30 protein-coding genes and 1 tRNA gene are annotated in these 23,495 nt (G+C 65.7%); 12 read left to right on the top strand and 19 right to left on the bottom strand.

Annotation, left to right across the window (positions count from 1 at the left end):
* The first annotated feature begins 100 nt into the window (after nt 1-100).
* From rpsF to rplI, 3 genes are read left to right on the top strand one after another with little or no spacing between them, the layout of a single operon-like run.
* Nucleotides 101-466, top strand: coding sequence for a 30S ribosomal protein S6 (gene rpsF, locus OZN62_RS00600; protein WP_269100672.1), 366 nt, complete (start codon nt 101-103; stop codon nt 464-466).
* The gene (gene rpsR, locus OZN62_RS00595; RefSeq protein ID WP_269100671.1) at nt 466-690 is read left to right on the top strand and encodes a 30S ribosomal protein S18; all 225 of its coding nucleotides are present in this window, start codon (nt 466-468) and stop codon (nt 688-690) included. Before rpsF ends, rpsR begins: the two co-directional genes overlap by 1 nt.
* A gap of 13 nt (nt 691-703) precedes the next feature.
* Entirely contained in the window at nt 704-1,348 is a 645-nt protein-coding gene (gene rplI / locus OZN62_RS00590; RefSeq protein ID WP_269100670.1) for a 50S ribosomal protein L9, read from the top strand.
* Between the two features lie 80 nt (nt 1,349-1,428).
* Here rplI and OZN62_RS00585 read toward each other — a convergent pair whose 3' ends face one another.
* From OZN62_RS00585 to OZN62_RS00505, 17 genes are all read right to left on the bottom strand, one after another.
* The gene (locus OZN62_RS00585) at nt 1,429-1,794 is read right to left on the bottom strand and encodes a c-type cytochrome (RefSeq protein ID WP_269100669.1); all 366 of its coding nucleotides are present in this window, start codon (nt 1,792-1,794) and stop codon (nt 1,429-1,431) included.
* A gap of 131 nt (nt 1,795-1,925) precedes the next feature.
* The gene (locus tag OZN62_RS00580; RefSeq protein WP_269100668.1) at nt 1,926-4,028 is read right to left on the bottom strand and encodes a TonB-dependent receptor plug domain-containing protein; all 2,103 of its coding nucleotides are present in this window, start codon (nt 4,026-4,028) and stop codon (nt 1,926-1,928) included.
* A 78-nt stretch (nt 4,029-4,106) separates the two neighbouring features.
* The gene (locus OZN62_RS00575) at nt 4,107-4,514 is read right to left on the bottom strand and encodes a hypothetical protein (RefSeq protein WP_269100665.1); all 408 of its coding nucleotides are present in this window, start codon (nt 4,512-4,514) and stop codon (nt 4,107-4,109) included.
* Between the two features lie 122 nt (nt 4,515-4,636).
* A complete protein-coding gene (locus tag OZN62_RS00570) occupies nt 4,637-5,626 on the bottom strand; it encodes a YncE family protein (protein WP_269100664.1) in 990 nt (329 codons plus the stop codon).
* Between the two features lie 45 nt (nt 5,627-5,671).
* Complete coding sequence (locus tag OZN62_RS00565; protein WP_269100662.1) at nt 5,672-6,427, bottom strand: alpha/beta fold hydrolase; 756 nt, start codon at nt 6,425-6,427, stop codon at nt 5,672-5,674.
* A complete protein-coding gene (locus tag OZN62_RS00560; RefSeq protein WP_269100661.1) occupies nt 6,424-6,963 on the bottom strand; it encodes a hypothetical protein in 540 nt (179 codons plus the stop codon). Before OZN62_RS00560 ends, OZN62_RS00565 begins: the two co-directional genes overlap by 4 nt.
* A gap of 5 nt (nt 6,964-6,968) precedes the next feature.
* Entirely contained in the window at nt 6,969-7,994 is a 1,026-nt protein-coding gene (locus OZN62_RS00555) for an aspartate-semialdehyde dehydrogenase (RefSeq protein WP_269100660.1), read from the bottom strand.
* 335 nt (nt 7,995-8,329) lie between these two features.
* Nucleotides 8,330-8,701 (bottom strand): 50S ribosomal protein L19, encoded by a 372-nt coding sequence (gene rplS / locus OZN62_RS00550; protein WP_269100658.1) that lies wholly within the window; start codon nt 8,699-8,701, stop codon nt 8,330-8,332.
* Between the two features lie 11 nt (nt 8,702-8,712).
* Nucleotides 8,713-9,438 (bottom strand): tRNA (guanosine(37)-N1)-methyltransferase TrmD, encoded by a 726-nt coding sequence (gene trmD / locus OZN62_RS00545; protein WP_269100657.1) that lies wholly within the window; start codon nt 9,436-9,438, stop codon nt 8,713-8,715.
* Nucleotides 9,435-9,758, bottom strand: coding sequence for a hypothetical protein (locus OZN62_RS00540; RefSeq protein ID WP_269100656.1), 324 nt, complete (start codon nt 9,756-9,758; stop codon nt 9,435-9,437). Before OZN62_RS00540 ends, trmD begins: the two co-directional genes overlap by 4 nt.
* A gap of 44 nt (nt 9,759-9,802) precedes the next feature.
* A complete protein-coding gene (locus OZN62_RS00535; RefSeq protein ID WP_269100655.1) occupies nt 9,803-10,771 on the bottom strand; it encodes a carbon-nitrogen hydrolase family protein in 969 nt (322 codons plus the stop codon).
* Nucleotides 10,772-10,812: 41 nt separating this feature from the next.
* On the bottom strand, nt 10,813-11,166 hold the full coding sequence (locus OZN62_RS00530; protein WP_269100654.1) for a hypothetical protein: 354 nt from the start codon (nt 11,164-11,166) through the stop codon (nt 10,813-10,815).
* A 68-nt stretch (nt 11,167-11,234) separates the two neighbouring features.
* A complete protein-coding gene (gene rimM, locus OZN62_RS00525) occupies nt 11,235-11,720 on the bottom strand; it encodes a ribosome maturation factor RimM (protein ID WP_269100653.1) in 486 nt (161 codons plus the stop codon).
* Nucleotides 11,721-11,728: 8 nt separating this feature from the next.
* On the bottom strand, nt 11,729-12,253 hold the full coding sequence (rpsP, locus tag OZN62_RS00520) for a 30S ribosomal protein S16 (protein WP_269100652.1): 525 nt from the start codon (nt 12,251-12,253) through the stop codon (nt 11,729-11,731).
* Between the two features lie 37 nt (nt 12,254-12,290).
* Nucleotides 12,291-13,757, bottom strand: a complete 1,467-nt coding sequence (gene ffh, locus OZN62_RS00515) for a signal recognition particle protein (RefSeq protein ID WP_269100649.1) — start codon at nt 13,755-13,757, stop codon at nt 12,291-12,293.
* A 163-nt stretch (nt 13,758-13,920) separates the two neighbouring features.
* Nucleotides 13,921-13,996, bottom strand: a tRNA-Ala gene (locus OZN62_RS00510).
* A gap of 96 nt (nt 13,997-14,092) precedes the next feature.
* Complete coding sequence (locus OZN62_RS00505; protein WP_269100648.1) at nt 14,093-14,422, bottom strand: TIGR02300 family protein; 330 nt, start codon at nt 14,420-14,422, stop codon at nt 14,093-14,095.
* Nucleotides 14,423-14,586: 164 nt separating this feature from the next.
* Here OZN62_RS00505 and aroA point away from each other — a divergent pair, with 164 nt between their 5' ends.
* The 6 genes from aroA to OZN62_RS00475 are packed head-to-tail and all read left to right on the top strand — an operon-like array spanning nt 14,587 to nt 18,909.
* The gene (gene aroA / locus OZN62_RS00500; RefSeq protein WP_269100647.1) at nt 14,587-15,927 is read left to right on the top strand and encodes a 3-phosphoshikimate 1-carboxyvinyltransferase; all 1,341 of its coding nucleotides are present in this window, start codon (nt 14,587-14,589) and stop codon (nt 15,925-15,927) included.
* The gene (locus OZN62_RS00495; RefSeq protein WP_269100646.1) at nt 15,924-16,391 is read left to right on the top strand and encodes a DUF411 domain-containing protein; all 468 of its coding nucleotides are present in this window, start codon (nt 15,924-15,926) and stop codon (nt 16,389-16,391) included. Before aroA ends, OZN62_RS00495 begins: the two co-directional genes overlap by 4 nt.
* Before the next feature lie 4 nt (nt 16,392-16,395).
* A complete protein-coding gene (locus OZN62_RS00490; protein ID WP_269100645.1) occupies nt 16,396-16,665 on the top strand; it encodes a CBU_0592 family membrane protein in 270 nt (89 codons plus the stop codon).
* On the top strand, nt 16,662-17,672 hold the full coding sequence (locus OZN62_RS00485; RefSeq protein ID WP_269100644.1) for a proline iminopeptidase-family hydrolase: 1,011 nt from the start codon (nt 16,662-16,664) through the stop codon (nt 17,670-17,672). Before OZN62_RS00490 ends, OZN62_RS00485 begins: the two co-directional genes overlap by 4 nt.
* A complete protein-coding gene (locus OZN62_RS00480) occupies nt 17,669-18,304 on the top strand; it encodes a (d)CMP kinase (RefSeq protein WP_269100643.1) in 636 nt (211 codons plus the stop codon). Before OZN62_RS00485 ends, OZN62_RS00480 begins: the two co-directional genes overlap by 4 nt.
* Before the next feature lie 2 nt (nt 18,305-18,306).
* The gene (locus tag OZN62_RS00475) at nt 18,307-18,909 is read left to right on the top strand and encodes a DUF2238 domain-containing protein (protein ID WP_269100642.1); all 603 of its coding nucleotides are present in this window, start codon (nt 18,307-18,309) and stop codon (nt 18,907-18,909) included.
* Here the strand turns inward: OZN62_RS00475 and OZN62_RS00470 are convergent.
* Entirely contained in the window at nt 18,906-19,385 is a 480-nt protein-coding gene (locus tag OZN62_RS00470; protein WP_269100641.1) for an Mpo1 family 2-hydroxy fatty acid dioxygenase, read from the bottom strand. The two genes, OZN62_RS00475 and OZN62_RS00470, sit on opposite strands and share 4 nt — an antisense overlap.
* Before the next feature lie 467 nt (nt 19,386-19,852).
* Here OZN62_RS00470 and rpsA point away from each other — a divergent pair, with 467 nt between their 5' ends.
* The 3 genes from rpsA to gloB all read left to right on the top strand — a co-directional run bounded on the left by rpsA (nt 19,853) and on the right by gloB (nt 22,799).
* Nucleotides 19,853-21,550, top strand: coding sequence for a 30S ribosomal protein S1 (rpsA, locus tag OZN62_RS00465; RefSeq protein ID WP_269100639.1), 1,698 nt, complete (start codon nt 19,853-19,855; stop codon nt 21,548-21,550).
* Nucleotides 21,551-21,642: 92 nt separating this feature from the next.
* Nucleotides 21,643-22,023 (top strand): VOC family protein, encoded by a 381-nt coding sequence (locus OZN62_RS00460; RefSeq protein ID WP_269100638.1) that lies wholly within the window; start codon nt 21,643-21,645, stop codon nt 22,021-22,023.
* Nucleotides 22,024-22,025: 2 nt separating this feature from the next.
* The gene (gloB, locus tag OZN62_RS00455) at nt 22,026-22,799 is read left to right on the top strand and encodes a hydroxyacylglutathione hydrolase (RefSeq protein WP_269102194.1); all 774 of its coding nucleotides are present in this window, start codon (nt 22,026-22,028) and stop codon (nt 22,797-22,799) included.
* Here gloB and OZN62_RS00450 read toward each other — a convergent pair.
* Entirely contained in the window at nt 22,796-23,413 is a 618-nt protein-coding gene (locus OZN62_RS00450; RefSeq protein ID WP_269100637.1) for an NAD(P)-dependent oxidoreductase, read from the bottom strand. The genes gloB and OZN62_RS00450 overlap by 4 nt on opposite strands.
* Nucleotides 23,414-23,495 lie beyond the last annotated feature (82 nt).

Here is a 23,495-nt window from a genome sequence, read left to right as displayed (position 1 = left end):
CGACCCGGTGCGTCCGGAACGGGGAAATCAAGAAAGCCGGAGGGGCCCCGCGATCCGCGCGGACAAGCCAGCGATCGGCATGGAGTGAAAGGAAGCGCACATGGCTCATTACGAGCATGTTTTCCTCGCGCGTCAGGACTTGAGCCAGGCTCAGGTTGATGCGCTTGCTGCCGGTGCCACGGACATCGTGGAATCGAACGGCGGCAAGGTCGTGAAGACCGAGACTTGGGGCCTCAAGAGCCTCGCCTACAAGATCGACCGTAACCGCAAGGCGCATTTCGTCATGCTCAACATCGACGGGCCCGGCTCGCTGGTGGCCGAGCTGGAGCGCCAGAATGCGATCAACGAAGACATCATCCGCTGGCTGACGATCGCCGTCGAACAGCACGAAGACGGCCCGTCCGTGATGATGCGCAAGAACGACCGCGAGAAGAAGCGCCGTTCCGACCGGGAGGACCGTAACTGATGGCACGCCCGTTCTACCGCCGCCGCAAGTCCTGCCCGTTCGCGGCCAAGGACGCTCCGAAGATCGACTACAAGGACGTGCGCCTGCTGCAGGGCTTCATGTCCGAACGTGGCAAGATCGTCCCGAGCCGCATCACCGCCGTTTCCGCCAAGAAGCAGCGCGAGCTGGCCAAGGCGATCAAGCGCGCCCGTCACCTGGGCCTGCTGCCCTACATCGTGAAGTAAGGAGGACTTACCCATGGATATCATCCTCCTCGAACGTATCGGTGGCCTCGGCTCGATCGGTGACATCGTCACCGTGAAGGACGGCTATGCCCGCAACTTCCTGCTGCCGCAGAAGAAGGCCCTTCGCGCCAACGAGGCGAACAAGAAGGTCTTCGAAGCCAACCGCGAGCGTCTGGAAGCCGAAAACGCCGAAAAGCGTACCGCTGCACAGAAGCAGGGCGAAAAGGTCGAAGGCACCGAGATCGTCCTGATCCGTGCCGCGTCCAACGCCGGCCAGCTGTACGGCTCGGTCAACGTGCGTGACGTTGCTGCCGCCCTCGTCGAAAAGGGCCACGACATCGACAAGCGCCAGGTCATCATGGGTGCGCCCATCAAGACCATCGGCATGTTCGACGTGACCATCGCGCTGCACGCCGAAGTCGAAGTGACGGTCAAGGCCAACGTCGCCCGTTCGGACGACGAAGCCGAGCTGCAGAGCCAGGGCGTCGACATCCTTGCGCAGGCCGCCGAGGAAGAAGCTGCCGCTTCTGCCGCCGAAGGCTTCCAGGAAGAGCTCGATCCCGACCGCGAACTGGGCGAACTGCCCGCTGCGGAAGGCGAAGAAGCTGCTGCTGAAGAAGAAGCTCCGGCCGAAGGCGAAGAGAACGCCGAAGGCTGATCGCTTCGCTAGCGAGACAAACAAGGGCGCTGCCGGAAACGGCGGCGCCCTTTTTTTTGTGGCGTTACTGGAGCAGGGCCTCAGCGCGCGGAGGCGTGATCGCCCGTTTCCAGCCGCATCATGTAGGCCACCAGCGAATCCACCTGGTGCGGCTCGAGGTGCACGCCCATTTCGATGGGATAGTTGTGCGCGTCGCGCAGCCACGTCGCCAGCCCCTCAGGCGTAGTGCCGGGCCGGTTGACCACTTCGCGGAAAGCCGTGGCGTCCTCGTTGGGAGAATCGCCGGTGCCGCCCACCGCGTGGCAGCTGCTGCAGGAATCCCGCGCAATCAGCATGCCCATGGAAGCATTGGGTTCGTAGGGAGCCTCGTCGTCCACGGTCTCACAGGCACCCAGCGCGAGAAGCAGCATGGCCGTGGCGGCGCCGGTCATTCGGTTACTTGTCATCAAAACATCCATTCCTGTCGTAGCCACGCCAGTCGTCCCAAACCCGTGGTAGGGGCAGGCTGGCCTGAAAAGGGATTGATTTGCAAGGGCCAGGAGGCGCTTTGCCCCCGGCCCCTGCCTTTTCCTTCGTGTCAGAACTGCGCCAGCAGCCGTACCCAACCGTGGCGGCCGTAACCCGGCAGGCGATCGCCCAGCGGGACATCCGACGCGCCGACGCGGCTGCGCCCGGCAAGGTGCGGCTGGTAGAAGGTGTCGAACAGGTTCTCGACACCCGCTTCCAGCGCGATCGCCGGGGTCAGATCGACGCGCCCGAACAGGCCGACCACGGCATAGCCGTCGCTCGCCTGCTCGTCGTTGGTGGCGGAAACCTCCTCTTGCACAGCCGCGGCAAGGAGTTCGGCCCCCAGCGAGACCCGTACGCCTTGCCATACGGCCGCCAGCCGCAGGTTCGCCGGCGAGACGCGGTAGAGATTGTCGGCAATGTCGCGCCGCTCCCCGCGCACGAAGCTGGCCGTGCCGGACAGCTCCAGGCTCTCGACCGGACGCAGGGTGAAATCCATGTCCACGCCCCACAGCTCCGCATCGACATTGGCAAATTGCAGCGGAGTGCTGTCGCCGTTCATCGCCGCGACCATCTCCACCGGGCTGTCGACCACGCCGACGGTATCGTCGAACGGCACGCCCTGGATGAAGTCGTCGACCCGGCGATAGAACAGCGTCGGGCGGAAGCTGGCCATGTCGCCATCGAAATCGATGCCCAGTTCGGCAATCCAGGCGGTTTCCGGGTCGAGACCGAGATTGCCGACATAGATGTTGCCGTCCGCCAGCCCGAAGCTGGCCTCGGTCGGCAGCCAGCCGAACCGTTCGAGCAGGCTCGGCACGCGCTCTTTGCGGGCCAGCGTCAGGCGCGGCGTGATCGCATCCGTCGACAGCCATGCGCGCAAGACCCCGTCTACCATCGTCTCGGAGTAGCTCCGGTCAGCAGCGATGAAGGCATTGGCAAGGTTGCGCGGCCCCATCGGCACGGCAGTGCCCAGTTCCGGCACCCCCGCTTCCTGCAAGGTGTGATCCAGCCGCGCCCCGACTTCGGCCTGCACCGCGCCGAGAGCCCCACGCCATTGCACGTAACCGCCAAAGCGATCCGCTTGCAGGTTCGGCTGGGCGTCGATGAAGAAGGCAGCATTGGTCGGATCGGTGATCCGCACGAACTTGTCGACCAGCTCCATGTCGCCGCCCAGCTCGACATGGCTGGTCGCCGTGCCGAAGCGCAGGGCGGCTTGTGCCGTCGTGGTGTCGGCATCGGCAAAGGTCGCCCGGGCACGCGGCGCCGGAGGCTGGCGCAGCGTCTGGTTGTCCATCAGGTGCCGCACGGCGACATGGCCCAGCCGCAGGTCCAGATGCACGTCTTCCGCCAGTTCGCCGCGATAGCCGCCTTGCACGAAGTCCGTGTCGAAATAGACGATATCCATCGCGAAAGGCGGATTGCCGGTCGGGTCGGTTTCGTTGCGGCGATACTCGGCGAAGACCTCGCCCTCGCCTAGGCGCAGTCCAGCGTGAACGCCGTAGAGGTTGCGCTCGAACGAGGTGCCTACGGCTGTTCCGCCGGGGAATTCGTAAACCTCGCCCTCCTCGCGGCTGGCGATTACGCCCAGCCGCCAGGTCTCGTTGGCGAGCGCCGCCAGTCCGCCGATGGCGTAGCTGTCATCGACGCTGCGATACTGGCTGGCGAGCCGCACCTGCGGCGTCACATCCGGGCCATCAGCGAAATGCGCCTGCACCAGCTGCGCGTTCACCGCACCTGCCAGCGAGGGGCCTTGCGACACCGGGGCGACACCCCGCGCCACCTCGATCGCCTCGACCAGGATCGACGGCGCGTAATGCAGCGGCGGGTCCATGGCATTGGGGCCGCCGGTCGCGAAGCGCTGGCCGTTGACGCGGCCCAGCACGCGCTGGCCTGCCAGCCCGCGGTAGGAGAGCTGCCCGGAAAGCGCACCGTTGCCCACCAGCGCCCCGCCCGGCGTGCGCGCGGCAATGGCGGCGGCATCGGCGGGCAGCGCGATCTGTTCGGGCGGTTCGAGGGTGTCCTTCGCCGGCGCATCGGCGCGGGCGGAGGTGACGACGATCCGGTCGGTGAGGACCGCGTCGGAGCTATCGCTCTCCTGCGCGGCAAGCGGCACCGCAAACAGGGTGCAGGAAGCGAGCAAGCCCGCCCTGCAAATCGTATTCAGGGACATGATCAATTCTTTCGCTGACAAAGCGTGAGGGCCGCGCCGGCGCATGGCCGGGCGGCACGGGTCTGGTTCTGCTGGTTGTCAGGCGAAGAAAGGTGGTGCGCGCAACGGCGGCCGGAGGCGGTCGGCTTCGACGATGCCGAACTGCGGCAGCGTGGCGCTTTCGGGCGGCACCGCGTCGCGCAGCAGCACGTCGAATGCCGGCCGGTCCGCGTCCAGTGCGGCGAAGCCGATGGCGGAGAATGCGCAACTGCTGTCGCCGCGCGTGGCCGCCGGGGGCGTATCGTCCCCGGGCGACGAAGGCATGTGCCCCATCGCCGCGTGGTCCATCGCACCGGCCTCCCCGGCCTGTGCCGGCAGCGCGCGCGCCAGCGGGTGCGTAGTGGGGCAGAGCGTGACGGTGATGCCGTGCGCGCCGCTGGGCGCGAGCATGTGCCCCGCCGGCACCAGCGCATGCATGCCGAGCACCGCCAGGAGCAGCACCAGCATCTTGTGCCCGTTTCGCCGGAGATTTGCGCGCAGACCCGTCATTCCGGCCTTGCCGCTAGCGGGTTACCCCTGCGGAGTCATTTGATTAGGCGCAAGCCCGGGAAAAAATTCCGGCCTGCCGCCTAGTTCACGACAGCCAGGCCATCCCCGCCCGGGCCCGTAGCGAGGCGGCGGAGCACCTCGCCGCTGGCAAAGTCGATCTCGGCAATGGTATCCGTCGCGGTCTCGGCCGCGTAGAGGCGCGAGCCGTCGTCGCTGAACACCAGCGTTACCTGCACGGCATCGCGCGACCCGGAAACAGGGATGGTGCGCGCGACTTCGTTGGTGCCGGTATCAATCACCGACAGGTCGCCGCCGCCGAAATTGCTGCTGACGACGAAACGGTCACTGGGCGCAAGCCGGATCGGCACCTCGCCGGTCGCCACCTCCACCTCGGTTTCCAGCGTCACCGGATCGAGGCGGTAGGCGATGCGGTCAGCGTTGGAGGCGACCCACAGGCTCTCGCCATCGGGCGAGAGGGCAATCGCCTCGATCTGCTCGCCCACTACGCGGCGTGTGACCTCGGTCCCCGCTTCGAGATCGTAGCGCACGACCTCGCCCGTCGGAATGATGGTGCCCCAGGCGAAGCGCTCCGCCGCGTCGACAACCACCAGGTGCGGCCCCGGTCCGCCCCCGCCGATTTCGGTGAGCTGCGGTTCGTCGGCAGTCGGCCCTTCGATCACGTAGAGCGAACCGCGCCCCTCGGCCCCGGCGATCACGCGTCCATCGTCCAGCCACAGCGCCGAATGGACGCGCGCGCCCTCGCCCAGTTCGATGACGCGCACCTGCGCAAGGTCGGCGGTGGCGTAGATCTCCACGTCGCGGCCCGAATAGCAGGCCACCATCACATGAGCCTCGTCCGGCGAGACGGTCAGCTCGTGCGGGTTCTCGCAAGTCTCCGCGCGGTGCGTTTCCTCACCCGTGGCAAGGTCGATGCGCGACAGGCTGGCGCCGCGCTTGTTGGCGACGAACAGGGTGCCCTGGCTGGCAACCGAGGGCTGCGCTTCCGTCTCGGCCACCGCCTCGCAGGCAGGCAGGGCAAGGCAAATGGCTACGGCGGCAAGGATACGCATGGTGAGGCTCCGGTGTCTGTGTCCCGGCAAGCCTATCACGCTGTCCTACGAAAGAAAGTCGAGGATCGCCTGCCCCATGTCGGGCTTGGTCACGCTGCTCATGTGATTGCCGGGGATCACCTGCACCCGCGCGTCGGGCAGTGCAGCGGCCAGCCGGTCGGGCGAGCCGTTGTCGCGGTCCTGGTCGCCGATCAGCACCAGCACGGGCATGTCGATCTTCGACAAGTCGTCCGTAGCGATGTCCTCCACCCCGCGCGTCATCAGCAGGCGCGCGGCGACGCGGTCGATGCCCTGCGTCTTCATGAAGCTCTTGGCGAGGAAGGCCGGGTCGCCATGCTCGATCTCGTCGTAGCGGTCGATCATGTCGATGAAGAAGGCGGCGCGCTTCTCCCAGTTGGTTAGCCCCTCGATACCCATGCCCGCCAGCACCAGCCGCCGCGGACGCAGACCCGCGATCACCGCGCTGGTGGCCGTGCGCGCGCCCAGCGAGAAGCCGACGAGGTCGTAGTCGTCCAGCCCCAGCACCTTCACGATATGCTGCGCATCGCGCACCAGCACACCGGGGGAATAGAGCTCCGGATCATGCGGCGCGTCGCTGTGCCCATGCACCCGCCAGTCGGGCATGATCGCCTCGAACCCGTTCGCGGCCAGCAGCGCGGCGTGGCCGAACTTCTGCCAGTTGATCTCGGCATTGGAGAACAGGCCGTGCAGCATCAGCACGGGGCGCCCGGCCCCCATGCGATGCACGGCAATGTGCGTCCCGTCCGGCGCGGTGATGGTTTCGGTGGTGAGGTCGCTCATCGCGGGATGCAGTTCTCGCCCGCCCACAGCGCCTCGACGCCGGCATCGTCGCCTGCACCGGTGAACAGCCCGGCGATGACCGGGGTAGCGGGATCGCCGATGGTGAATTCCTCGCCCACGGTGCTGTCTTCCACCATGGCGATATTCTCTGCCGCCAGCAGCTGCGCGCGCGTGCCGATGTCGGAATAGGGAGTGGTCGCCCAGTAACCGACGAACTGATCGTCGCGGAAGTTGAGCGTCAGTCCGTCGTAGCTGGTGAAGGTGAGGCCGCAGTCATTGGGCGTGGTGCTGGTTTCCACCACCGCGCCCAGTACGTTGCCCAGCGTCGCCTCGGTCGGCACGCGGCTGGAACCGAAGGGCACCGCCAGTTCCTCGAACCCGCTTTGCGCGGGGACGACGATACCGGTGCCCTGCAGGTCCAGCGCGACGTCTTCCGCCGGGGCTGCCTCTGCCCCGGTGTCCTGCCCGTCTTCCCCCGGTGCATCCCCGCAGGCGGCAAGCATCAGCGGGAGGGCGAGGAGAGCAAGACGGCGCATAAGACTTATCCCTTTTGCAAGTGACGCCGACCCAGCAGCTCGGCAATCTGGACTGCGTTAAGTGCAGCACCCTTGCGCAAATTGTCGGAAACGCACCACAGCGTCAAACCGTTGTCCACGGTGCTGTCTTCGCGCACGCGGCTGATATAGGTCGCGCCGTCACCGGCGCTTTCCACCGGGGTGACGTATCCACCGTCCTCGCGCTTGTCGACGAGCATGATGCCCGGCGCCTCGCGCAGGATGTCCTGTGCTTCCTTGGCGGAGATTTCCTTCTCGAACTCGATGTTGATCGCTTCCGAGTGGCCGACGAACACCGGCACGCGCACGCAGGTGGCGGTCAGCTTGATCTTGGGATCGAGGATCTTTTTCGTCTCGACCACCATCTTCCACTCTTCCTTGGTGGAACCGTCTTCCATGAACACGTCGATGTGCGGGATCACGTTGAAGGCGATCTGCTTGGTGAAGGTGCGCGGTTCCACCTGGTCGCCGACGAAGATGGCGCGGCTCTGTTCGAACAGCTCGTCCATGCCCGACTTGCCGGCGCCGGACACCGACTGGTAGGTGGAAACGACCACGCGCTTGATCGTCGCAGCATCGTGCAGCGGCTTCAGCGCCACCACCATCTGCGCGGTCGAGCAGTTGGGGTTCGCGATGATGTTCTTCTTCTTGTACTCGTCGATCGCGTCGGGGTTCACCTCGGGCACGATCAGCGGCACGTCCGGGTCCATCCGGTAGAGCGAGCTGTTATCGATCACCACGCAGCCGGCGGCGGCCGCCTTGGGCGCATATTCCTTGGTCGCCGCGCTGCCGCAGGCGAACAGGGCGATATCCCAGCCGGCGAAGTCAAAGTGCTCGAGGTTCTTGCACTTCAGCATCTTGCCGGTGTCGCCAATCTCGATCTCGGTGCCCGTCGAACGCCCGGAAGCGACCGCAGCCACCTCGTCCATCGGGAATTCACGCTCGGCAAGGATGGCGAGCATCTCGCGCCCGACATTCCCCGTCGCTCCGACCACGGCAACACGATAACCCATTTCAAATCTGCTCCACTTGTATGCGACCCAAAGGCAGAGGCGCTGTTAGCGCCATGTCTCGCAGGTGCAACATAAAAGGCGGTTGCAGCCGTTACCGGTCTGCAAGCCCCTGTAATTCAACGGCTGCCAAACGTGCTTAACTTCATGGTAACCACGTTTGTTGGCAAATTGTTAACCCCATGCTTTCATTTCGAGGAAAGATGACGCGGGAAACCCTGGTCCCATATGCGTTATCGCTCGTCGTGCCCGAGCAATTCCTGGCCCGAAAACAGTAGGGGCGGCTTCCACCTCCTGTGGAGCCGCCCCTTTCTTTTCTGCCGGTGAGGCGAAAGCTCTTACTTGGAGACGTTCTCGCGGCGCTCGGCGATACGGGCGCTCTTACCGGTACGGCCACGCAGATAGTACAGCTTGGCGCGACGCACCACGCCGCGGCGAACCACGGTGATGCTGTCGATGTTCGGCGAATACAGCGGGAACACACGCTCCACACCTTCGCCGAAGCTGATCTTGCGGACGGTGAAATTCGAATTGATCGAACGGTTCGAACGCGCGATCACCACGCCTTCGAAGTTCTGGACACGGGTACGCTGGCCTTCGACCACGCGCACACCAACGCGCACGGTGTCACCGGCGCGGAAATCGGGAATATCCTTCCCTTCGGACAGAGCGGCGATGTTTTCCGCTTCGAGTTCCTGGATCAGACCCATTGGTCGTTCCTTCAATCTTCACGCTGCGCGCCAGAGGCAGAACGGCCCGGAACCCCACCATGGCGCTCCCAAAGGTCCGGCCTGCGTAACCGTGTGTCTTCCTCGCTCCTCGCCTTGCGCCAAGCAGCGATTTTCGCATGATCCCCCGATCGCAGCACTTCAGGGATCGTGCGCCCTTCCCATTCCTGAGGTCGGGTATATTGCGGATACTCGAGAAGGCCGTCCTCGAACGATTCCTCGGTACCGCTAGAAGCCGCGCCCATTACCCCCGGAAGCAGGCGAATGCAAGCGTCGAGTATGGTCAGTGCGGCAGGCTCTCCGCCGGAGAGCACGATGTCCGCCAGGCTGACCTGTTCCACCTGCGGGCGCGCCTCGAAAAAGCGCTCGTCGAAGCCCTCGAAACGGCCGCACACGAAGGTGACGCCGGGGCCGGCGGCAAGCTCGCGGATGCGCGCCTGGGTGATCGGCTTGCCCCGCGGCGTCATGGCCAGCACCGGGCGCTCGTCCGCCACGCTGTCGAGCGCTGCTGCCAGCACATCGGGCTTCAGCACCATGCCGGCCCCGCCGCCGGCGGGCGTATCGTCGACAGTGCGGTGCTTGTCGGTGGCGAAATCGCGAATCTGCACCGTCTCGCAAGACCATGCACCCTGCTCCAGCGCGCGCCCGGCCAGCGAGACGCCGAGCGGCCCGGGAAACATCTCGGGATAGAGCGTCAGGATGGTGGCGGCGAAGGTCACTCGCCGCGCTTTCTCGCCCGGTTGCGTGCCCAGGCATCGCCCAGCAGGCCTACGCCATAGCCTGTCACCGCCGTCAGCACGCCCAGTACGCCCATCGCCATGGCCCACATCGGCGCCATGTTCTGGCACGGCGGGTCTTCGCAGCTGAGATCCTGCGTCAGCACGATCCACAGGCCGAAGCCGAAGAACGGCAGGCAGGCCGGCAGCGCGGCCCAGGCGGCGTTCTTGAGGTTCTTCGACTGCGGCCGGTAATGCGCCAGGGCAAAGCCGATCGGGAACGGCACCAGGATAACGAGGGCGAAGACGAGCAGTTCAAGCATGGGCTGTCGTTAGGGAAGCACGGCGCGCGGCGCAATCGGGTGGTTCAATCCTCGCTATCGCCGTCGCGCCAGTTCACGCCCAGCCGACTGCGGGTGTCGACCGTCAGCTCGAACACGTCCGGCCGCGAATAGTGGCCGTCAGTGTCGAGGCTCGCCAGCGCCTCGGCGATAGCAGACAGCTCGAGCGTGGCGGTGAGCATTTGCTCGCCCTCGCCCGCTTGCGCCAGGAGGCCGGCATCGGGCGCGGCGATGAGCGAGCCGCCCTGGTTGAGCACCTCGCCGGGGATGGCCTCGATCAGCTCTTGCGCCGCGGCATCGCCGCCGCAGCGCTCCAACCCGTCGAGCAGGTCGTCCTTCACTTGCACCAGCCCCGCCGCCAGCACGAAGCAGCGGCCTTCCATCGCGTAGTGGCGGCTGGCCACGGCGTAGCTTTCGCGCACGGTCGGCCAGGCGGCGACATGCACGCTCTCGCCAAGGTTGTGCATGGCCGCGCGGGCGAGCGGCATCCAGTGCTCCCAGCAGATTAGCGCACCGACCCGGCCCCATTCGGCTTGGTGCACGTTCAGGGTCGAACCGTCCCCGCGCATCCACACCAGCCGTTCGCCATGGGTGGGCACCAGCTTGCGGTGGTCAAGCACCGGCTCGCCGGGGCGGAAGGTCAGCTGGTTGTTGTAGAGCGAATTGCGCACCCGCTCGTGCGCACCGATGGAGATGACCGCACCGCTGGCATCGGCCAGTTCCTGCAGCGGCAGCAACCGCTCGTCATCGGCGACGACGGCATTCTCCATCAGCAGGCGGTGCAGCGCCCTGGTGCCGGGGTGGTCCCACAGGGCCGCGCCGGGCGCTTCATCCAGCCACAGCGGATAGCCGCCGAGGAAGGTCTCGCCGAAGGCCACAAGCTGCGCGCCGCCTTCCACGGCCTCTCGCGCCAGCCGTACGGCCTTGTCGATGCCGTCACTGACGGCGAGCGGGACCGGCGCGGCCTGAACGATGGCGACGTTGAGTGATGTCATGTGCCGAGCGGTAGGCCCACCAGGGCGTCAGCGCAATCGGATCAGCCCTCGATCAGTTCGGGTTCGTCGTGCTCGATGACGACCGGCTTGCTGTCACCACGGCCAAGGCGGGTGGTGGTCCACCAGGCGGGCGGCAGGGCGCAGACCGAGAGGATGACGAAGAACAGCAGGGTGAGCGCGGCCAGGCTGAGGAAGAAATCGTCCTGGCCAACGTCCGCTTCCTGGAAGAAGCCACCGAACACGATGATCATCGGCAGCACTGCCGTCACTGCCGAAGCGGTCAGGATGCGGCGGCGCTCGCTCCAGTGCGGTGCCAGCAAGTGCAGGCCTAGCGACAGTCCGCCCGACATGGCGGCAAGAACGATGATGGCCAGTACGACCCAGAGAACCCACATGATTTTCGCACCTTCGCTAGCGTCCCGAAAGGTGTGTTACCTTAGCATAACGCCTGCGGCAAGAGGACTCAGGATTCGGCGAAATCGTCGGAGACCGTGAGCGTCTCTTCATCCCAGCCGGGCACGGCCTCCACCCGCATGGGGATCATGAAGGTCTTGCCGTCGGCCTTGCGGATCTCGACTACGTCGCCCGCGCCGAAATTGTGCACGGCGATCACCTCGCCCAGCGCAGCGCCGCTGGCGGAAACGGCCGCGAGGCCAAGCAGGTCGGTGTGGTAGTACTCGCCCTCTTCCAGCGGCGGCAGCGCGTCGCGCGGAACGGTGAGCGTGGTGCCGCGCAGCTTCTCGGCGGCGGTGCGGTCCTTGACCTCGGCAAAGCGGGCGATTGCCCCGCCCTTGTTGTCGTCGCGGACCTTGGACAGCGTCAGCGCGCCGTCGTTGAATGTCTTGTGCGGTTTCAGCGAGGCCAGGCCGTCGCCGAACAGCTTCAGGCGGACCTCGCCCGTCACGCCATGCGCGCCGGTAACGGCAGCAAGGGTGACGGGCTTGGCCATGGCCGAAATCAGTCTTCCGACTTCTCTTCTTCGGCAGCAGCTTCCTCAGCCGGAGCTTCCTCAGCCGGAGCTTCCTCGGCGGGAGCCTCTTCAGCAGCGGCTTCCTCAGCCGGTGCTTCTTCGGCTGCGGCCTCTTCGGTGACAGCTTCTTCAGCAGCGGCTTCCTCGGTTGCGGCCTTGGCAGCTTCCTCGGCTTCGGCAGCCTTGGCAGCCTTTTCCTCGGCGCGTTCCTTGGCGGCAGCGCCCGGCTCACCCTTCTTCGGGTTGTTCTTCGGTGCACGCTCGAGGATGCCGGCGGCATCGAGGAAACGGTGCACGCGGTCCGACGGCTGGGCGCCGACGCCCAGCCAGTAACGCACGCGGTCCTCGTTCAGCTTGACGCGGTTGGCGTCGTCCTTCGGCAGCATCGGGTTGTAGGTACCCAGCTGCTCCAGGTACTTGCCGTCACGGGCACGACGGCTGTCGGCCGCCACGATGCGGTAGTACGGACGCTTCTTGGCGCCACCACGGGCGAGACGAAGTGCAATTGCCATGTTAGATTACCTTTCCAGTCCTAATTCTTGAAAATACTTATTTCTTCTTGAGAAAATCCTGCATGTCGGGCGGCAGCTGGCCACCCGGCAAACCCGGCATGCCGCCGCCGGGAAGGCCCGGTGCGCCGCTGGGAGAGGCGCCGCCAATGCCGCCGCCGCCGAACATGGCGGCGAGGCCCTTCAGCCCGCCCATCTTCTTGATCTGCTTCATCGCGCGGCCCATTTCCTGGTGCATCTTGAGGATCTTGTTGACCTCCTGCACCGAGGTGCCGCTGCCGGCCGCCACGCGCTTCTTGCGCTTGGCATTCATCAGCTGCGGGTGAGCGCGTTCCTTCTTGGTCATCGAGCCGATGATGGCATCCATGTGGACAAGCACCTTGTCGTCCATGTTGGCGTTGGCCATCGCCGCCTTGGCCTTCTTCATCCCCGGCAGCATCCCGGCCAGCATGCCCAGCCCGCCCATGTTCTGCATCTGCTGCAGCTGCTTGCGCAGGTCGTTCATGTCGAACTTGCCCGCCATCATGCGCTGGGCGAGTTCCTCGGCCTCTTCGGCCTTGATCGTCTCGGCGGCCTTTTCGACCAGCGAGACGACGTCGCCCATGCCCAGGATGCGGTCGGCCACGCGCGCCGGGTGGAACCGTTCGATGGCGTCCAGCTTTTCGCCGGTACCGGCAAACTTGATCGGCTTGCCGGTGACGGCGCGCATGGAAAGCGCCGCGCCGCCGCGGGCATCGCCGTCCATACGGGTCAGCACGACGCCGGTCAGCGGGACTTCGTCGGTGAAGCTCTGCGCGACGTTGACGGCGTCCTGACCGGTCAGGCTGTCGACCACCAGCAGCACTTCCGCCGGGTCGGAGACACCGGCGACGGCCTTCATCTCGGCCATCAGCGCTTCGTCGACATGCAGGCGGCCGGCGGTGTCGAGCAGCAGCACGTCGACGTTCTGCAGCTTGGCCGATTCGAGCGCGCGCTTGGCGATGTCGACCGGCTGCTGGCCGGGGACGATCGGCAAGGTGGCGACACCCGCCTGCTCACCCAGCACGGCGAGCTGTTCCTGCGCCGCCGGACGATTGACGTCGAGCGAGGCCATCAGCGGCTTCTTGCCGTGCTTTTCCTTGATCAGCTTGGCGATCTTGGCGGTGCTGGTGGTCTTGCCCGAACCCTGCAGGCCGACCATCATCACCACGGCCGGCGGCTTGACGTCGAAGTTGAGCGGCGACGCCTCGCCGTCGCTCTGCTCCCCGCCGAGCATGGTGATCAGTTCGTCATTGACGATCTTGATGACCTGCTGGCCGGGAGTGACCGACTTGAGCACTTCCTGGCCGACGGCGCGTTCGGTGACGCGGGCGATGAAATCGCGGGCGACCGGCAGGGCCACGTCGGCTTCGAGCAATGCGACGCGAACCTCGCGCATGGCATCGCGCACATCCTGCTCGTTCAGCGCCCCGCGACCGCGCAGGCGGTCGAAGACATTGTTCAAGCGATCGGACAGCGTATCGAACATGCGCGTCTTTGCTCCTTTGCAGCGCGTGGCACCCCGATGTGGGAAGTCATGCGCCAAATGCCAAAAACGCCGGCGGACGAGAACTCGTCGGCCAGCGTGAGCCCGGAGGGCCCGCTCAATAATAGCGCCATGCCGAAGCAGGGCGGGAAATCGTCTTAGTCGATGGTGGAGCCTAGCGGGATCGAACCGCTGACCTCAACACTGCCAGTGTTGCGCTCTCCCAGCTGAGCTAAGGCCCCGTTCCATCGATTTGAGCACCATATCAGGTGCCGGTTCCAACCGCCAGTGCGGCCGGGAGGCAGCCCTTTATGAGGAGGCTGCCTCTGACGCAAGTCCTAATTTTCGTCGTCGTTCTCGTCGTCGGCAGTCTGCACGCCGAGATCGTCGTCGCCGCCAAGGTCGACATCGTTGTCGGGCGAATCATCGTCCTCGTCGACGTCGATATCTTCCAGATCGTCATCGGCCAGATCCGAATCGGCTTCCTTGTCGTCCTTCTTCTTGTCCTGCTCGTCGAACGGGATCGGCTGCTTGGACTTCAGCACCGGTTCGGGCGTCCATTCGTTGCCGCATTCGATGCAGGTGACCGGATCTTCCTTGCCCAGGTCGTAGAAGCGTTCACCGCACTTGGGGCAGGTGCGCTTGGTGCCCCATTCTGGCTTGACCATGTGTATGTCCTTAACTCTCATCCGGAGTTCGTCCGGGAAAACTGTTGGCGTGAACCGGATGGCGTATGTGACGCCGGTCCAGAATCACGAGCGGGGCGCGCCTTGCCATAGGCCTATCGCACTGTCAAAGCACCTCGCCGACGCGACACCAGATAGGTAGCCCCTTGAGTCATTCCAACCCGCCTGCCCCGCACCGCTTTTCCGCCACCGGCCCGCTGACCGGGCGCATCCGTGTTCCGGGCGACAAGTCGATCAGCCACCGCTCCATCATGCTGGGCGCGCTGGCCGTGGGCGAGACCCGCGTCACCGGCCTGCTGGAAGGCGAGGACGTGCTCGCCACCGCCGCCGCCATGCGCGCCATGGGCGCACAGGTGGAGCGACTTGAAGACGGTAGCTGGAGTATCCACGGGGTCGGCGTCGGCTCGCTGCTGCAGCCGCAGCAGGCGCTCGACATGGGCAATTCGGGCACCAGCACGCGGCTGCTGATGGGCCTGGTCGCCAGCCACCCGATCACCGCCATGTTCACCGGCGATGCCAGCCTGTCGAAGCGTCCGATGGGCCGGGTGATCGACCCGCTCAGCCAGATGGGCGCGAGCTTCGAGGCCTCGCCCGGCGGCACCCTGCCGCTGACGCTGCGCGGCATCTCCCCCGCCGTGCCGATTACCTACCGCCTGCCCGTCGCCAGCGCGCAGGTGAAGAGCGCCGTGCTGCTGGCCGGTCTCAACACCGCCGGCATCACTACGGTGATCGAACCCATCCCCACCCGCGACCATTCGGAACGCATGTTGCGGGGTTTCGGCGCGAAGCTCGACGTGGGCGAGGAGAACGGCGCGCGCGTCATTCGCATCCACGGTGAAGCGGATCTCAAGCCGCAGGACATCGTCGTGCCGGGCGATCCCTCTTCCGCCGCCTTCTTCACCGTTGCCGCACTGCTGGTTGAAGGCAGCGACCTCGTGATCGAGAATGTCGGCCTCAACCCCACCCGCGCCGCGCTGTTCGACGTGCTGCGCGACATGGGCGGCCAGATCGAGGAGCTGGACCGCCGCGAAGTCGGCGGCGAGCCGGTGGCCGACCTGCGCGTGCGGCACTCCGCCCTGACGGGCGTGGAGGTCGATCCCGCCGTGGTCCCGGCCATGGTCGATGAATTCCCCGTGCTGTTCGTCGCCGCCGCGATGGCGCAAGGCACCACGACCACCACCGGCCTCGAGGAATTGCGGGTCAAGGAATCGGATCGCCTTTCCGCCATGGCCAGTGCCCTGACGCTGGCAGGCGCCAAGGTGGAAGAACGCGAGGACGGCCTGGTGATCCACGGACGCGGCGGCGATCCGCTGCCCGGCACGCCTGAGGGCGCCGCCATCACCACCCACCTCGACCACCGCATCGCCATGAGCATGGCCGTTGCCGGGCTGGTGAGTGCGAACGGGGTGGAGGTGGACGATACCGCACCCATCGCCACCAGTTTCCCGACTTTCACATCGCTGCTTGAAGAGGCTACCCGATCATGAACATCCGCTCGATCCGCAACATCCTCGCCCCGACCCTGCTGATGCTCGCGGCTTGCTCCAACGCGGCGCAGGCGGCCACCTTCACCATGTTCCGCGATCCCAATTGCGGCTGCTGCGAACTCTGGGCGGAGCATGTCCACGCCGAACACGAAGCCGAGGTCACGGTGGTGGAATCCTCCGACATGGCGGCCGTCAAGCGCGAGCATGGCGTGCCTTCGGTGCTGTGGTCGTGCCACACCGCCATCGTCGATGGCTACGTAATCGAAGGCCATGTCCCGGCGGCAGAAATCGAACGCCTGCTAGAGGAACGGCCGGAAGGGATCCGCGGACTGGCCGTGGCCGGGATGCCGATCGGCTCTCCCGGCATGGAAATGGGCGACCGCGTGCAACCCTACCAGGTCATCGCCTTTGGCGACGTTCCCGCCTATGTCTTCGCCACCTATCCGCAAGACCCCGGTGCCTGATTGAATGAGTGAAGCGCTCGACATCTATTCGGTGATCGGCTTCGTCGGCACGGCGTGCATCATCGGCGCCTATTTCTACCTGACCGCGGTGGACAGGCCGAACCCGTGGATCCTGCACGGCACCAACCTGAGCGGTGCGGCCCTGCTGACCGTTTCCCTGCTGGTGCACACCAACTGGCCGAGCCTGGTGCTCGAAGGCTTCTGGGCAGCAATTGCCATCTGGGGCCTGGCCAAGGCCTGGCGAGCGCACCGGGCGAAAGGCGATGCGGCATGAGGTTGCCGGCCACCCTTGCAGCCGCACTGGCGCTGTCAGCTGTGCCTGCCTCGGCGCAGGAAGTCCCGGCCCATGCGCAGGACTGGTCCGACCCCACCTCCCAGCACATGGTCGAGGTCGAAGGCGGACGCGTGTGGGTGCGGGTGAACGGCATCTACACGCGCGACAATCCGCCGGTGGTGTTCATCCACGGCGGGCCGGGCGGCACGCATCTTGGTTTCGGCGGCATGTTGAGCCTCGCCGACGAACGCGCCGTGGTGCTGTACGACCAGCTGGACAGCGGCATGTCCGAACGACCCGAAGATCCGGCCAACTGGCGCGTCGAACGCTTTGTGGCGGAACTGGAGGCAATCCGGCAGGCGCTGGGCTACGAGCGCTGGCACCTGGTCGGCCACAGCTGGGGCGCTGCCCTCGCGCTGGAATATGCCGCGGCCTATCCGCAGCACACCGCCTCTGCCGTGCTCTCCGGCACCTTCATCTCCACCCCGCACTGGATAACCGGCACCAACCTGCTGATCCGCGAACTGCCGGACGCGGTGGCGGCGGACATCATCGCCTGCGAAAGCGACACGCCGCCCACGCCCGATGTCTGCGGCCCAGCCACGGCTGCCTTCTACAACGCCTACAACGGCCGGCCCGACCGCCCGGCTCCGTCACCGGAAGCCCTTGCCTATCGCCAGCGCTATTCGGGCGATGGCTGGAACGAGACGGTCTACAACGCCATGTGGGGGCCGAGCGAATTTTCCGCGCGCGGTTCGCTGGTCAATTACGACGCCACCCCGCTGCTCGCCCGCATCGACGGCAGCCGCACGCTGTTCATGGTCGGCCAGTACGACGAGGCGCGGATCGACGACGTGCAGGACTTCGTGACACTGACGCCGGGTGCGGAGCTGGCCGTGGTGCCAGGTGGCAGCCATGCCTTCTTCGGCGAGCGTCCCGCGATTACCGAGGCCATCCTGCGCAGCTGGCTGGCGCGCATGGATGCCGCGCAAGAGGAAACCGAATGATCATCGCCGTCGACGGACCGACCGCATCGGGCAAGGGCACCATCGCCAAGGCGCTGGCGAGGCATTTCGGCCTGCCCCATCTCGATACCGGCCTGCTCTACCGCGCGGTGGGGTGGCAGGTGGCGGCCAATGGCGGCGATCCGGACGACCCGGCCGACGCGCTGGCGGCGAGCGATTTCCCCGACGACCTGCTCGACAACCCGGACCTGCGCAACGAAGTGACCGGCGGCCTCGCCAGCCGCGTCTCGGTGCATCCCGAAGTGCGCGAGGCGCTGTTCGAGCGGCAACGCAGCTTTGCCACCCGGTCAGGCGGCGCGGTGCTGGACGGGCGCGACATCGGCACCGTGATCGCGCCGGAGGCCGAGGTGAAGCTCTACGTCACCGCCACCACCGCTGCGCGCGCCGAGCGCCGCTGGCTGGAAATGCGCGATGCCGGTCGCGAGGTATCGCTGAAGGATATCGTCGAGCAGCTCGAGCGCCGCGATGCGCGCGACAAGGGCCGCGAGAGCGCCCCGCTCGCCATCGCCAAGGACGCCTTCGTCCTCGACACCACCGAGCTGAGCAAGGACGACGCCATCGCCCAGGCCATCGCCGTCGTGGTGGAAGTCACCGGCCAGGCACCCTGCCCCTGAGCATGGACCGGCGGCTCCTCCTGCTGACTGCGACCTGGTTCGCCATGCTCGCCTGGTCCGGCTGGCACCCCTACGACCGCGGGACCTGGCTGATGGAGGTCGCTCCCGCCCTGATTGCGCTGCCGATCCTCTGGGCCACCGGCAAGCGCTTCCCGCTCACCAGTCTTTCGCTCACCCTCATCGGCCTGCACGGCCTCGTGCTGATGCTCGGGGGAGCCTACACCTACGCCCGCGTGCCGATCGGGTTCGAGGTACAGGAGTGGCTCGGCCTCGCCCGCAACCCCTATGACCGCTTCGGCCACCTGATGCAGGGCTTCGTCCCCTCCGTGGTCTTTCGCGAGCTGCTGCTGCGCCTGTCCTCCCTGCGCCCCGGGTGGTTGCTCACCGTCCTGCTGCTGGCCTGCTGCCTGGCCGTGAGCGCCAGTTACGAGCTGATCGAATTCGGCGCGGCCATGGCATTGGGCCAGGGCGCGGAGGAATTCCTCGGCACGCAGGGCGACGTGTGGGACACGCAGTGGGACATGCTGATGTGCCTGATCGGCGCGGCGCTGGCCTTGTTGCTGCTCTCACGCTGGCACGATCGCCAGCTGGCGCGGCTGGACTAGTCTTCCATCTCGCGGCGCAGGTCTTGCATCAGGCCAAGCGCAAACAGGCCTTCCACCACCACGAACAGCGGACCGACAAGGAAGCTGCGCAGGTCGTCCACGAAGGCGGGTTTGCGGCCCTCGAACTTGTGGCCCACCAGCTGGAAAATCCAGCCGACCACGAACAGGCCGATCCCGCCGCCGAGCCATAAGGCGTCAGACGAGTTCGCGATCATCTGCCCCAGCGCCGTGAACAGCGTCAGCAGCATAGCCATCAGCACCCCGGTCCACAGCTCCAGCCTCACATAGAAGATCGCCGCCAGAACCGCCGCTATGAGCGCCGGGGTCAGGATCACACCGCCCACGTCGAACATGGGCCGCGCCAATAGCGTGGTGATGGAGAGCACAATCATCGGGATACCAATGGCGTGTGTCAGCACATTGCGACCGTCGCGGTGGTATTCACGATAACGGGACAAGGATTCACTGAGCGTCATGCTGCTGTCCTACACCCGATTTCCCTCTGCAAAAAGGTTCACATGTTAACCATGCTTCTTCCCTGTAATGCGGTGGGGACTGAAGCGACCTGCGCACTCCGGACTTTTTGCGCCCAGGACAGTGTTCCAAGTGTTCCACATTAGCCGCAGCGCCACTGTCCGCGCAGCCGCAATTCGCTTGCCAACGCGCGTATTTTCGCCTAGGCGCGCGCCCGTTCGACGGACGGAACACATGTCCGCGGGCGCACAAGCCAGCATGGTCGGCTTTCCACCGGGGCGCAACGACGCCCATGCCATGTTTGTTTGTCGCTCCGCAGTCATGCCGTTCGAAGAGCGCCTGTGCCGGTATTCGGCCGCACGGGCAGTTCGGCCCTTTGGCCCGCCAATCGCAATCCCGCGAGCGGCGGAGAAAAGACCCCCGGCTTAACCGGGTGGCCGGAAAAAACATTGATTAGGAACACCAGATAATGGCTACTTCTGCCAATCCGAGCCGCGACGATTTCGCGGCACTCCTCGACGAACAGCTCGGCGGCGCCGAGGGCGGCTTCGAAGGCCGCGTCGTCAAGGGCACCGTCACCGCCATCGAAAACGGCATGGCCGTGATCGACGTGGGCCTGAAGAGCGAAGGCCGCGTCAACCTCAAGGAATTCGCCCGTGGTGAAGACGACCACGGCCTGACCGTCGGCAGCGAAGTCGAAGTCTTCGTCGACCGCGTCGAGAACGCCGACGGCGAAGCCATGCTGTCGCGCGACCGTGCCCGCCGCGAAGCTGCCTGGGACAAGCTGGAAAGCGAGTTCGGCGAAGGCAAGCGCGTCGAAGGCCGCATCTTCGGCCGCGTCAAGGGCGGCTTCACCGTCGACCTCGACGGCGCCGTGGCCTTCCTGCCCGGTTCGCAGGTCGACATCCGCCCCGTGCGTGACGTTACCCCGCTGATGGACGTGCCGCAGCCCTTCCAGATCCTGAAGATGGACCGTCGCCGCGGTAACATCGTCGTGTCGCGTCGCGCCGTGCTGGAAGAAACCCGCGCCGAACAGCGCAGCGAGCTGATCGAAGGCCTGAGCGAAGGCCAGATCACCGACGGTGTCGTGAAGAACATCACCGACTACGGTGCCTTCGTGGACCTGGGCGGCATCGACGGCCTGCTGCATGTCACCGACATGAGCTACAAGCGCGTCAATCATCCCAGCGAAGTGATCGAGATCGGCCAGACCGTGACCGTCCAGATCATCCGCATCAATGCCGATACGCAGCGCATCTCGCTGGGCATGAAGCAGCTGGAAAGCGATCCGTGGGAAGGCGTTGGCGCCAAGTACCCGGTTGGTGCCAAGGTCACCGGCCAGGTCACCAACATCACCGAATACGGTGCCTTCGTGGAGCTGGAGCCGGGCATCGAAGGCCTGGTCCACGTTTCCGAAATGTCGTGGACCAAGAAGAACGTCCACCCGGGCAAGATCGTCTCGACCTCGCAGGAAGTCGAAGTCGTGGTGCTGGAAGTCGATTCCGAGAAGCGTCGCATCTCGCTCGGCCTCAAGCAGGCCCAGCGCAACCCGTGGGAAGAGTTCGCCGAAGCTCACCCGGTCGGCTCGACCGTTACCGGCGAAGTCAAGAACGCTACCGAGTTCGGCCTGTTCATCGGCCTGCCGGGCGACGTGGACGGCATGGTTCACATGTCCGACATCGCCTGGGGCATCTCGGGTGAAGACGCGCTGGCGCTGCACCGCAAGGGTGAAGAAGTCCAGGCCGTCGTTCTGGACGTCGACATCGACAAGGAGCGCATCTCGCTCGGCATGAAGCAGCTCGAAAAGGGCGCTCCGACCGAAGCTGGTGCCGCCGGCGCGCTGCGTCGCGGCGAAGTCGTCACCGTCACCGTGCTGGAAGTCCGCGATGGCGGCCTCGAAGTGCAGGTTGGCGACGATGGCGCAACCGGCTTCATCAAGCGTTCGGACCTCGGCCGCGACCGCGACGAGCAGCGTCCGGATCGCTTCCAGACCGGCCAGAAGGTCGACGCCATGGTCACCGGCTTCGATCGTTCGAAGAAGCCGAACTTCTCGATCAAGGCTCACCAGATCGCCGAAGAGAAGGAAGCCGTGGCACAGTTCGGCTCGGCCGACAGCGGCGCCTCGCTGGGCGACATCCTGGGCGAAGCCCTGAAGAAGAACGACTAAGCGCGTTCTCCCGTAACGGGATCAGGAAGGCCCGCTTGCCACACCGGCAGGCGGGCCTTTCTTGTCTGCGCGGTGCGGTGTAGGCTGGGCAGATGAAAGCAACGCCATTTCTGATGTTTCAGGGGCAAGCCAAGGATGCCCTCGCGCTCTGGCAATCCGCAGTGCCGGGCTTCGAAGTGCTCGAACTGAACGAACATCCTGAAGGTGACATGGCGGGACAGGTAATGACCGCGCGCATCCGCATCGGCGGTGCGGAATGGCTGGTGAACGACAGCCCGCCGGTTCACAATTTCAGCTTCACACCATCGACTTCGATCTTCGTCGAGTGCGATGACGAGGCACAGTTGCGCGACATGGCCGAGAAGCTCACCGCCAGCGTGATGATGCCGATCGACAACTACGGCTTCAGCCGGCTGTTCACCTGGATTGCCGACCCGTTCAATATCAGCTGGCAACTCAACCTCCCGGAATGACCATGCTGCAAGTCCACCAGTTCCCCTGCCTGTCCGACAACTACGGCTTCCTGCTGCACGACCCTGCCAGCGGGGAGACCGCCTGCATCGACACGCCCGATGCCGAGGAATACCTGCAACAGGCCGCGGCCAAGGGCTGGCGGATCACGCAGATCTGGAACACCCACTGGCACCCCGATCACGCTGGCGGGAACGAGGCGATCAAGGCTGCCTGCCAGAGGGATGGTGGCGTCTGCACCGTCACTGCCCCGCTGCTCGACGCCGAGAAGATCGCCGCGGTCGACCGCACCGTGCGCGATGGGGACCTGGTGAAGCTGGGCGAGCACACCGCCCGTGTTATTGACGTGAGCGGCCATACGATGGGCCACATCGCTTATCACCTGGCCGAGAGCGCCATGGCCTTCGTCGGCGACAGCGTCTTCGCGCTGGGTTGCGGGCGCATGTTCGAGGGCACTGCACCGCAGTTCTGGGACAGCCTTGCCCGCATCAAGCGCCTGCCCGCCGACACCACGCTCTATTGCGCGCATGAATACACCAAGGCCAACGCCGCCTTCGCGCTGCATGCGGATCCCGGCAACGATGCCCTGATCGACTACGCCCGCGAAATCGACGCCAAGCGCGCCGCCGGAGAGCCGACCGTGCCCTTCCCCCTCGCCCGCGAGCTGGAGACCAACCCCTTCCTGCGCGCCGACGATCCCGACATGCAGGCCCGTTGGGGCGGCGACGCCCCGCACGAGACCTTTGCCGCACTCAGGGCAGCGAAGGACAGCTTCTAGGGGTAAGCCGCGGTGAACCGCTGGCGGCTGTGGTTGTGCTGCTCCAGCTCGTCGACCATGGCGATAGCGTAGTCGGCATAGCTGATCTTGCTGTTGCCATCGCCGTCGGTGACCAGCTCATCGCCGCCCAGTTCGAAGCTGCCGGGACCTTTGCGCTCGCCTTCGAAGATGACCATGGCAGGGGAAAAGAAGGTCCAGTCGACCTCCTGCTCCTCGCGCAGTTCATCGAGGAAGGTGATCGCCGGCTTCACGATCGGTTTGATCTCTTCGGGGAAGTGCGGTGAATCGTAGAGCATCACGCCGTCCGCTCCCTTCAGGCTGGCAGCACCGCCCATCACCAGCAAGCGGTTCACCCCGGCCTGCTTCACCGCACCCAACAGCGTGGCGCTGGGGATGTCGAAATGCACCGCGCTGATGACGGCATCGACACCCTTGATGAGCCGGGCCAGTTCATCCGGCTTGCTGGCATCCCCTGCCTTGCGTTGAACGCCCGGCAGGTCCGGAATGGCATCGGGATGGCGCGAAATGCCCACCACCGTGTGCCCCCGCGCCGCCAGTTCCTTGGTAATCTCCGAGCCGCCCTTCCCGCTCGCTCCCAGAACCGCAACTTGCATGGCAAATCTCCCTTTCGGGACAGGTGCTAACGGCAGGGCAGCGCATTTGTGAAGCGCAAAAACAAAAAGCCCCCGCCGAAGC

It is taken from the genome of Aurantiacibacter sp. MUD11 (assembly GCF_026967575.1).
GTDB lineage: Bacteria > Pseudomonadota > Alphaproteobacteria > Sphingomonadales > Sphingomonadaceae > Alteraurantiacibacter.
This window is presented reverse-complemented; position numbering and strand designations above follow the sequence as displayed.

What these genes read in the sequence shown, in the direction of transcription:
- gloB (WP_269102194.1), top strand. Translation starts at nt 22,026, where the DNA reads ATGCTGCAAGTCCACCAGTTCCCCTGCCTGTCCGACAACTACGGCTTC.
- OZN62_RS00535 (WP_269100655.1), bottom strand. Translation starts at nt 10,771, where the DNA reads ATGACATCACTCAACGTCGCCATCGTTCAGGCCGCGCCGGTCCCGCTC.
- OZN62_RS00505 (WP_269100648.1), bottom strand. Translation starts at nt 14,422, where the DNA reads ATGGTCAAGCCAGAATGGGGCACCAAGCGCACCTGCCCCAAGTGCGGT.
- OZN62_RS00585 (WP_269100669.1), bottom strand. Translation starts at nt 1,794, where the DNA reads ATGACAAGTAACCGAATGACCGGCGCCGCCACGGCCATGCTGCTTCTC.
- OZN62_RS00555 (WP_269100660.1), bottom strand. Translation starts at nt 7,994, where the DNA reads ATGGGTTATCGTGTTGCCGTGGTCGGAGCGACGGGGAATGTCGGGCGC.
- OZN62_RS00475 (WP_269100642.1), top strand. Translation starts at nt 18,307, where the DNA reads ATGGACCGGCGGCTCCTCCTGCTGACTGCGACCTGGTTCGCCATGCTC.
- OZN62_RS00530 (WP_269100654.1), bottom strand. Translation starts at nt 11,166, where the DNA reads ATGTGGGTTCTCTGGGTCGTACTGGCCATCATCGTTCTTGCCGCCATG.
- rpsF (WP_269100672.1), top strand. Translation starts at nt 101, where the DNA reads ATGGCTCATTACGAGCATGTTTTCCTCGCGCGTCAGGACTTGAGCCAG.
- OZN62_RS00470 (WP_269100641.1), bottom strand. Translation starts at nt 19,385, where the DNA reads ATGACGCTCAGTGAATCCTTGTCCCGTTATCGTGAATACCACCGCGAC.
- rimM (WP_269100653.1), bottom strand. Translation starts at nt 11,720, where the DNA reads ATGGCCAAGCCCGTCACCCTTGCTGCCGTTACCGGCGCGCATGGCGTG.
- OZN62_RS00560 (WP_269100661.1), bottom strand. Translation starts at nt 6,963, where the DNA reads ATGCGCCGTCTTGCTCTCCTCGCCCTCCCGCTGATGCTTGCCGCCTGC.
- OZN62_RS00575 (WP_269100665.1), bottom strand. Translation starts at nt 4,514, where the DNA reads ATGCTGGTGCTGCTCCTGGCGGTGCTCGGCATGCATGCGCTGGTGCCG.
- OZN62_RS00495 (WP_269100646.1), top strand. Translation starts at nt 15,924, where the DNA reads ATGAACATCCGCTCGATCCGCAACATCCTCGCCCCGACCCTGCTGATG.
- OZN62_RS00450 (WP_269100637.1), bottom strand. Translation starts at nt 23,413, where the DNA reads ATGCAAGTTGCGGTTCTGGGAGCGAGCGGGAAGGGCGGCTCGGAGATT.
- OZN62_RS00480 (WP_269100643.1), top strand. Translation starts at nt 17,669, where the DNA reads ATGATCATCGCCGTCGACGGACCGACCGCATCGGGCAAGGGCACCATC.
- OZN62_RS00570 (WP_269100664.1), bottom strand. Translation starts at nt 5,626, where the DNA reads ATGCGTATCCTTGCCGCCGTAGCCATTTGCCTTGCCCTGCCTGCCTGC.
- OZN62_RS00460 (WP_269100638.1), top strand. Translation starts at nt 21,643, where the DNA reads ATGAAAGCAACGCCATTTCTGATGTTTCAGGGGCAAGCCAAGGATGCC.
- OZN62_RS00485 (WP_269100644.1), top strand. Translation starts at nt 16,662, where the DNA reads ATGAGGTTGCCGGCCACCCTTGCAGCCGCACTGGCGCTGTCAGCTGTG.
- OZN62_RS00490 (WP_269100645.1), top strand. Translation starts at nt 16,396, where the DNA reads ATGAGTGAAGCGCTCGACATCTATTCGGTGATCGGCTTCGTCGGCACG.
- ffh (WP_269100649.1), bottom strand. Translation starts at nt 13,757, where the DNA reads ATGTTCGATACGCTGTCCGATCGCTTGAACAATGTCTTCGACCGCCTG.
- OZN62_RS00580 (WP_269100668.1), bottom strand. Translation starts at nt 4,028, where the DNA reads ATGTCCCTGAATACGATTTGCAGGGCGGGCTTGCTCGCTTCCTGCACC.
- rplS (WP_269100658.1), bottom strand. Translation starts at nt 8,701, where the DNA reads ATGGGTCTGATCCAGGAACTCGAAGCGGAAAACATCGCCGCTCTGTCC.
- rpsR (WP_269100671.1), top strand. Translation starts at nt 466, where the DNA reads ATGGCACGCCCGTTCTACCGCCGCCGCAAGTCCTGCCCGTTCGCGGCC.
- OZN62_RS00565 (WP_269100662.1), bottom strand. Translation starts at nt 6,427, where the DNA reads ATGAGCGACCTCACCACCGAAACCATCACCGCGCCGGACGGGACGCAC.
- OZN62_RS00540 (WP_269100656.1), bottom strand. Translation starts at nt 9,758, where the DNA reads ATGCTTGAACTGCTCGTCTTCGCCCTCGTTATCCTGGTGCCGTTCCCG.
- rpsP (WP_269100652.1), bottom strand. Translation starts at nt 12,253, where the DNA reads ATGGCAATTGCACTTCGTCTCGCCCGTGGTGGCGCCAAGAAGCGTCCG.
- rplI (WP_269100670.1), top strand. Translation starts at nt 704, where the DNA reads ATGGATATCATCCTCCTCGAACGTATCGGTGGCCTCGGCTCGATCGGT.
- rpsA (WP_269100639.1), top strand. Translation starts at nt 19,853, where the DNA reads ATGGCTACTTCTGCCAATCCGAGCCGCGACGATTTCGCGGCACTCCTC.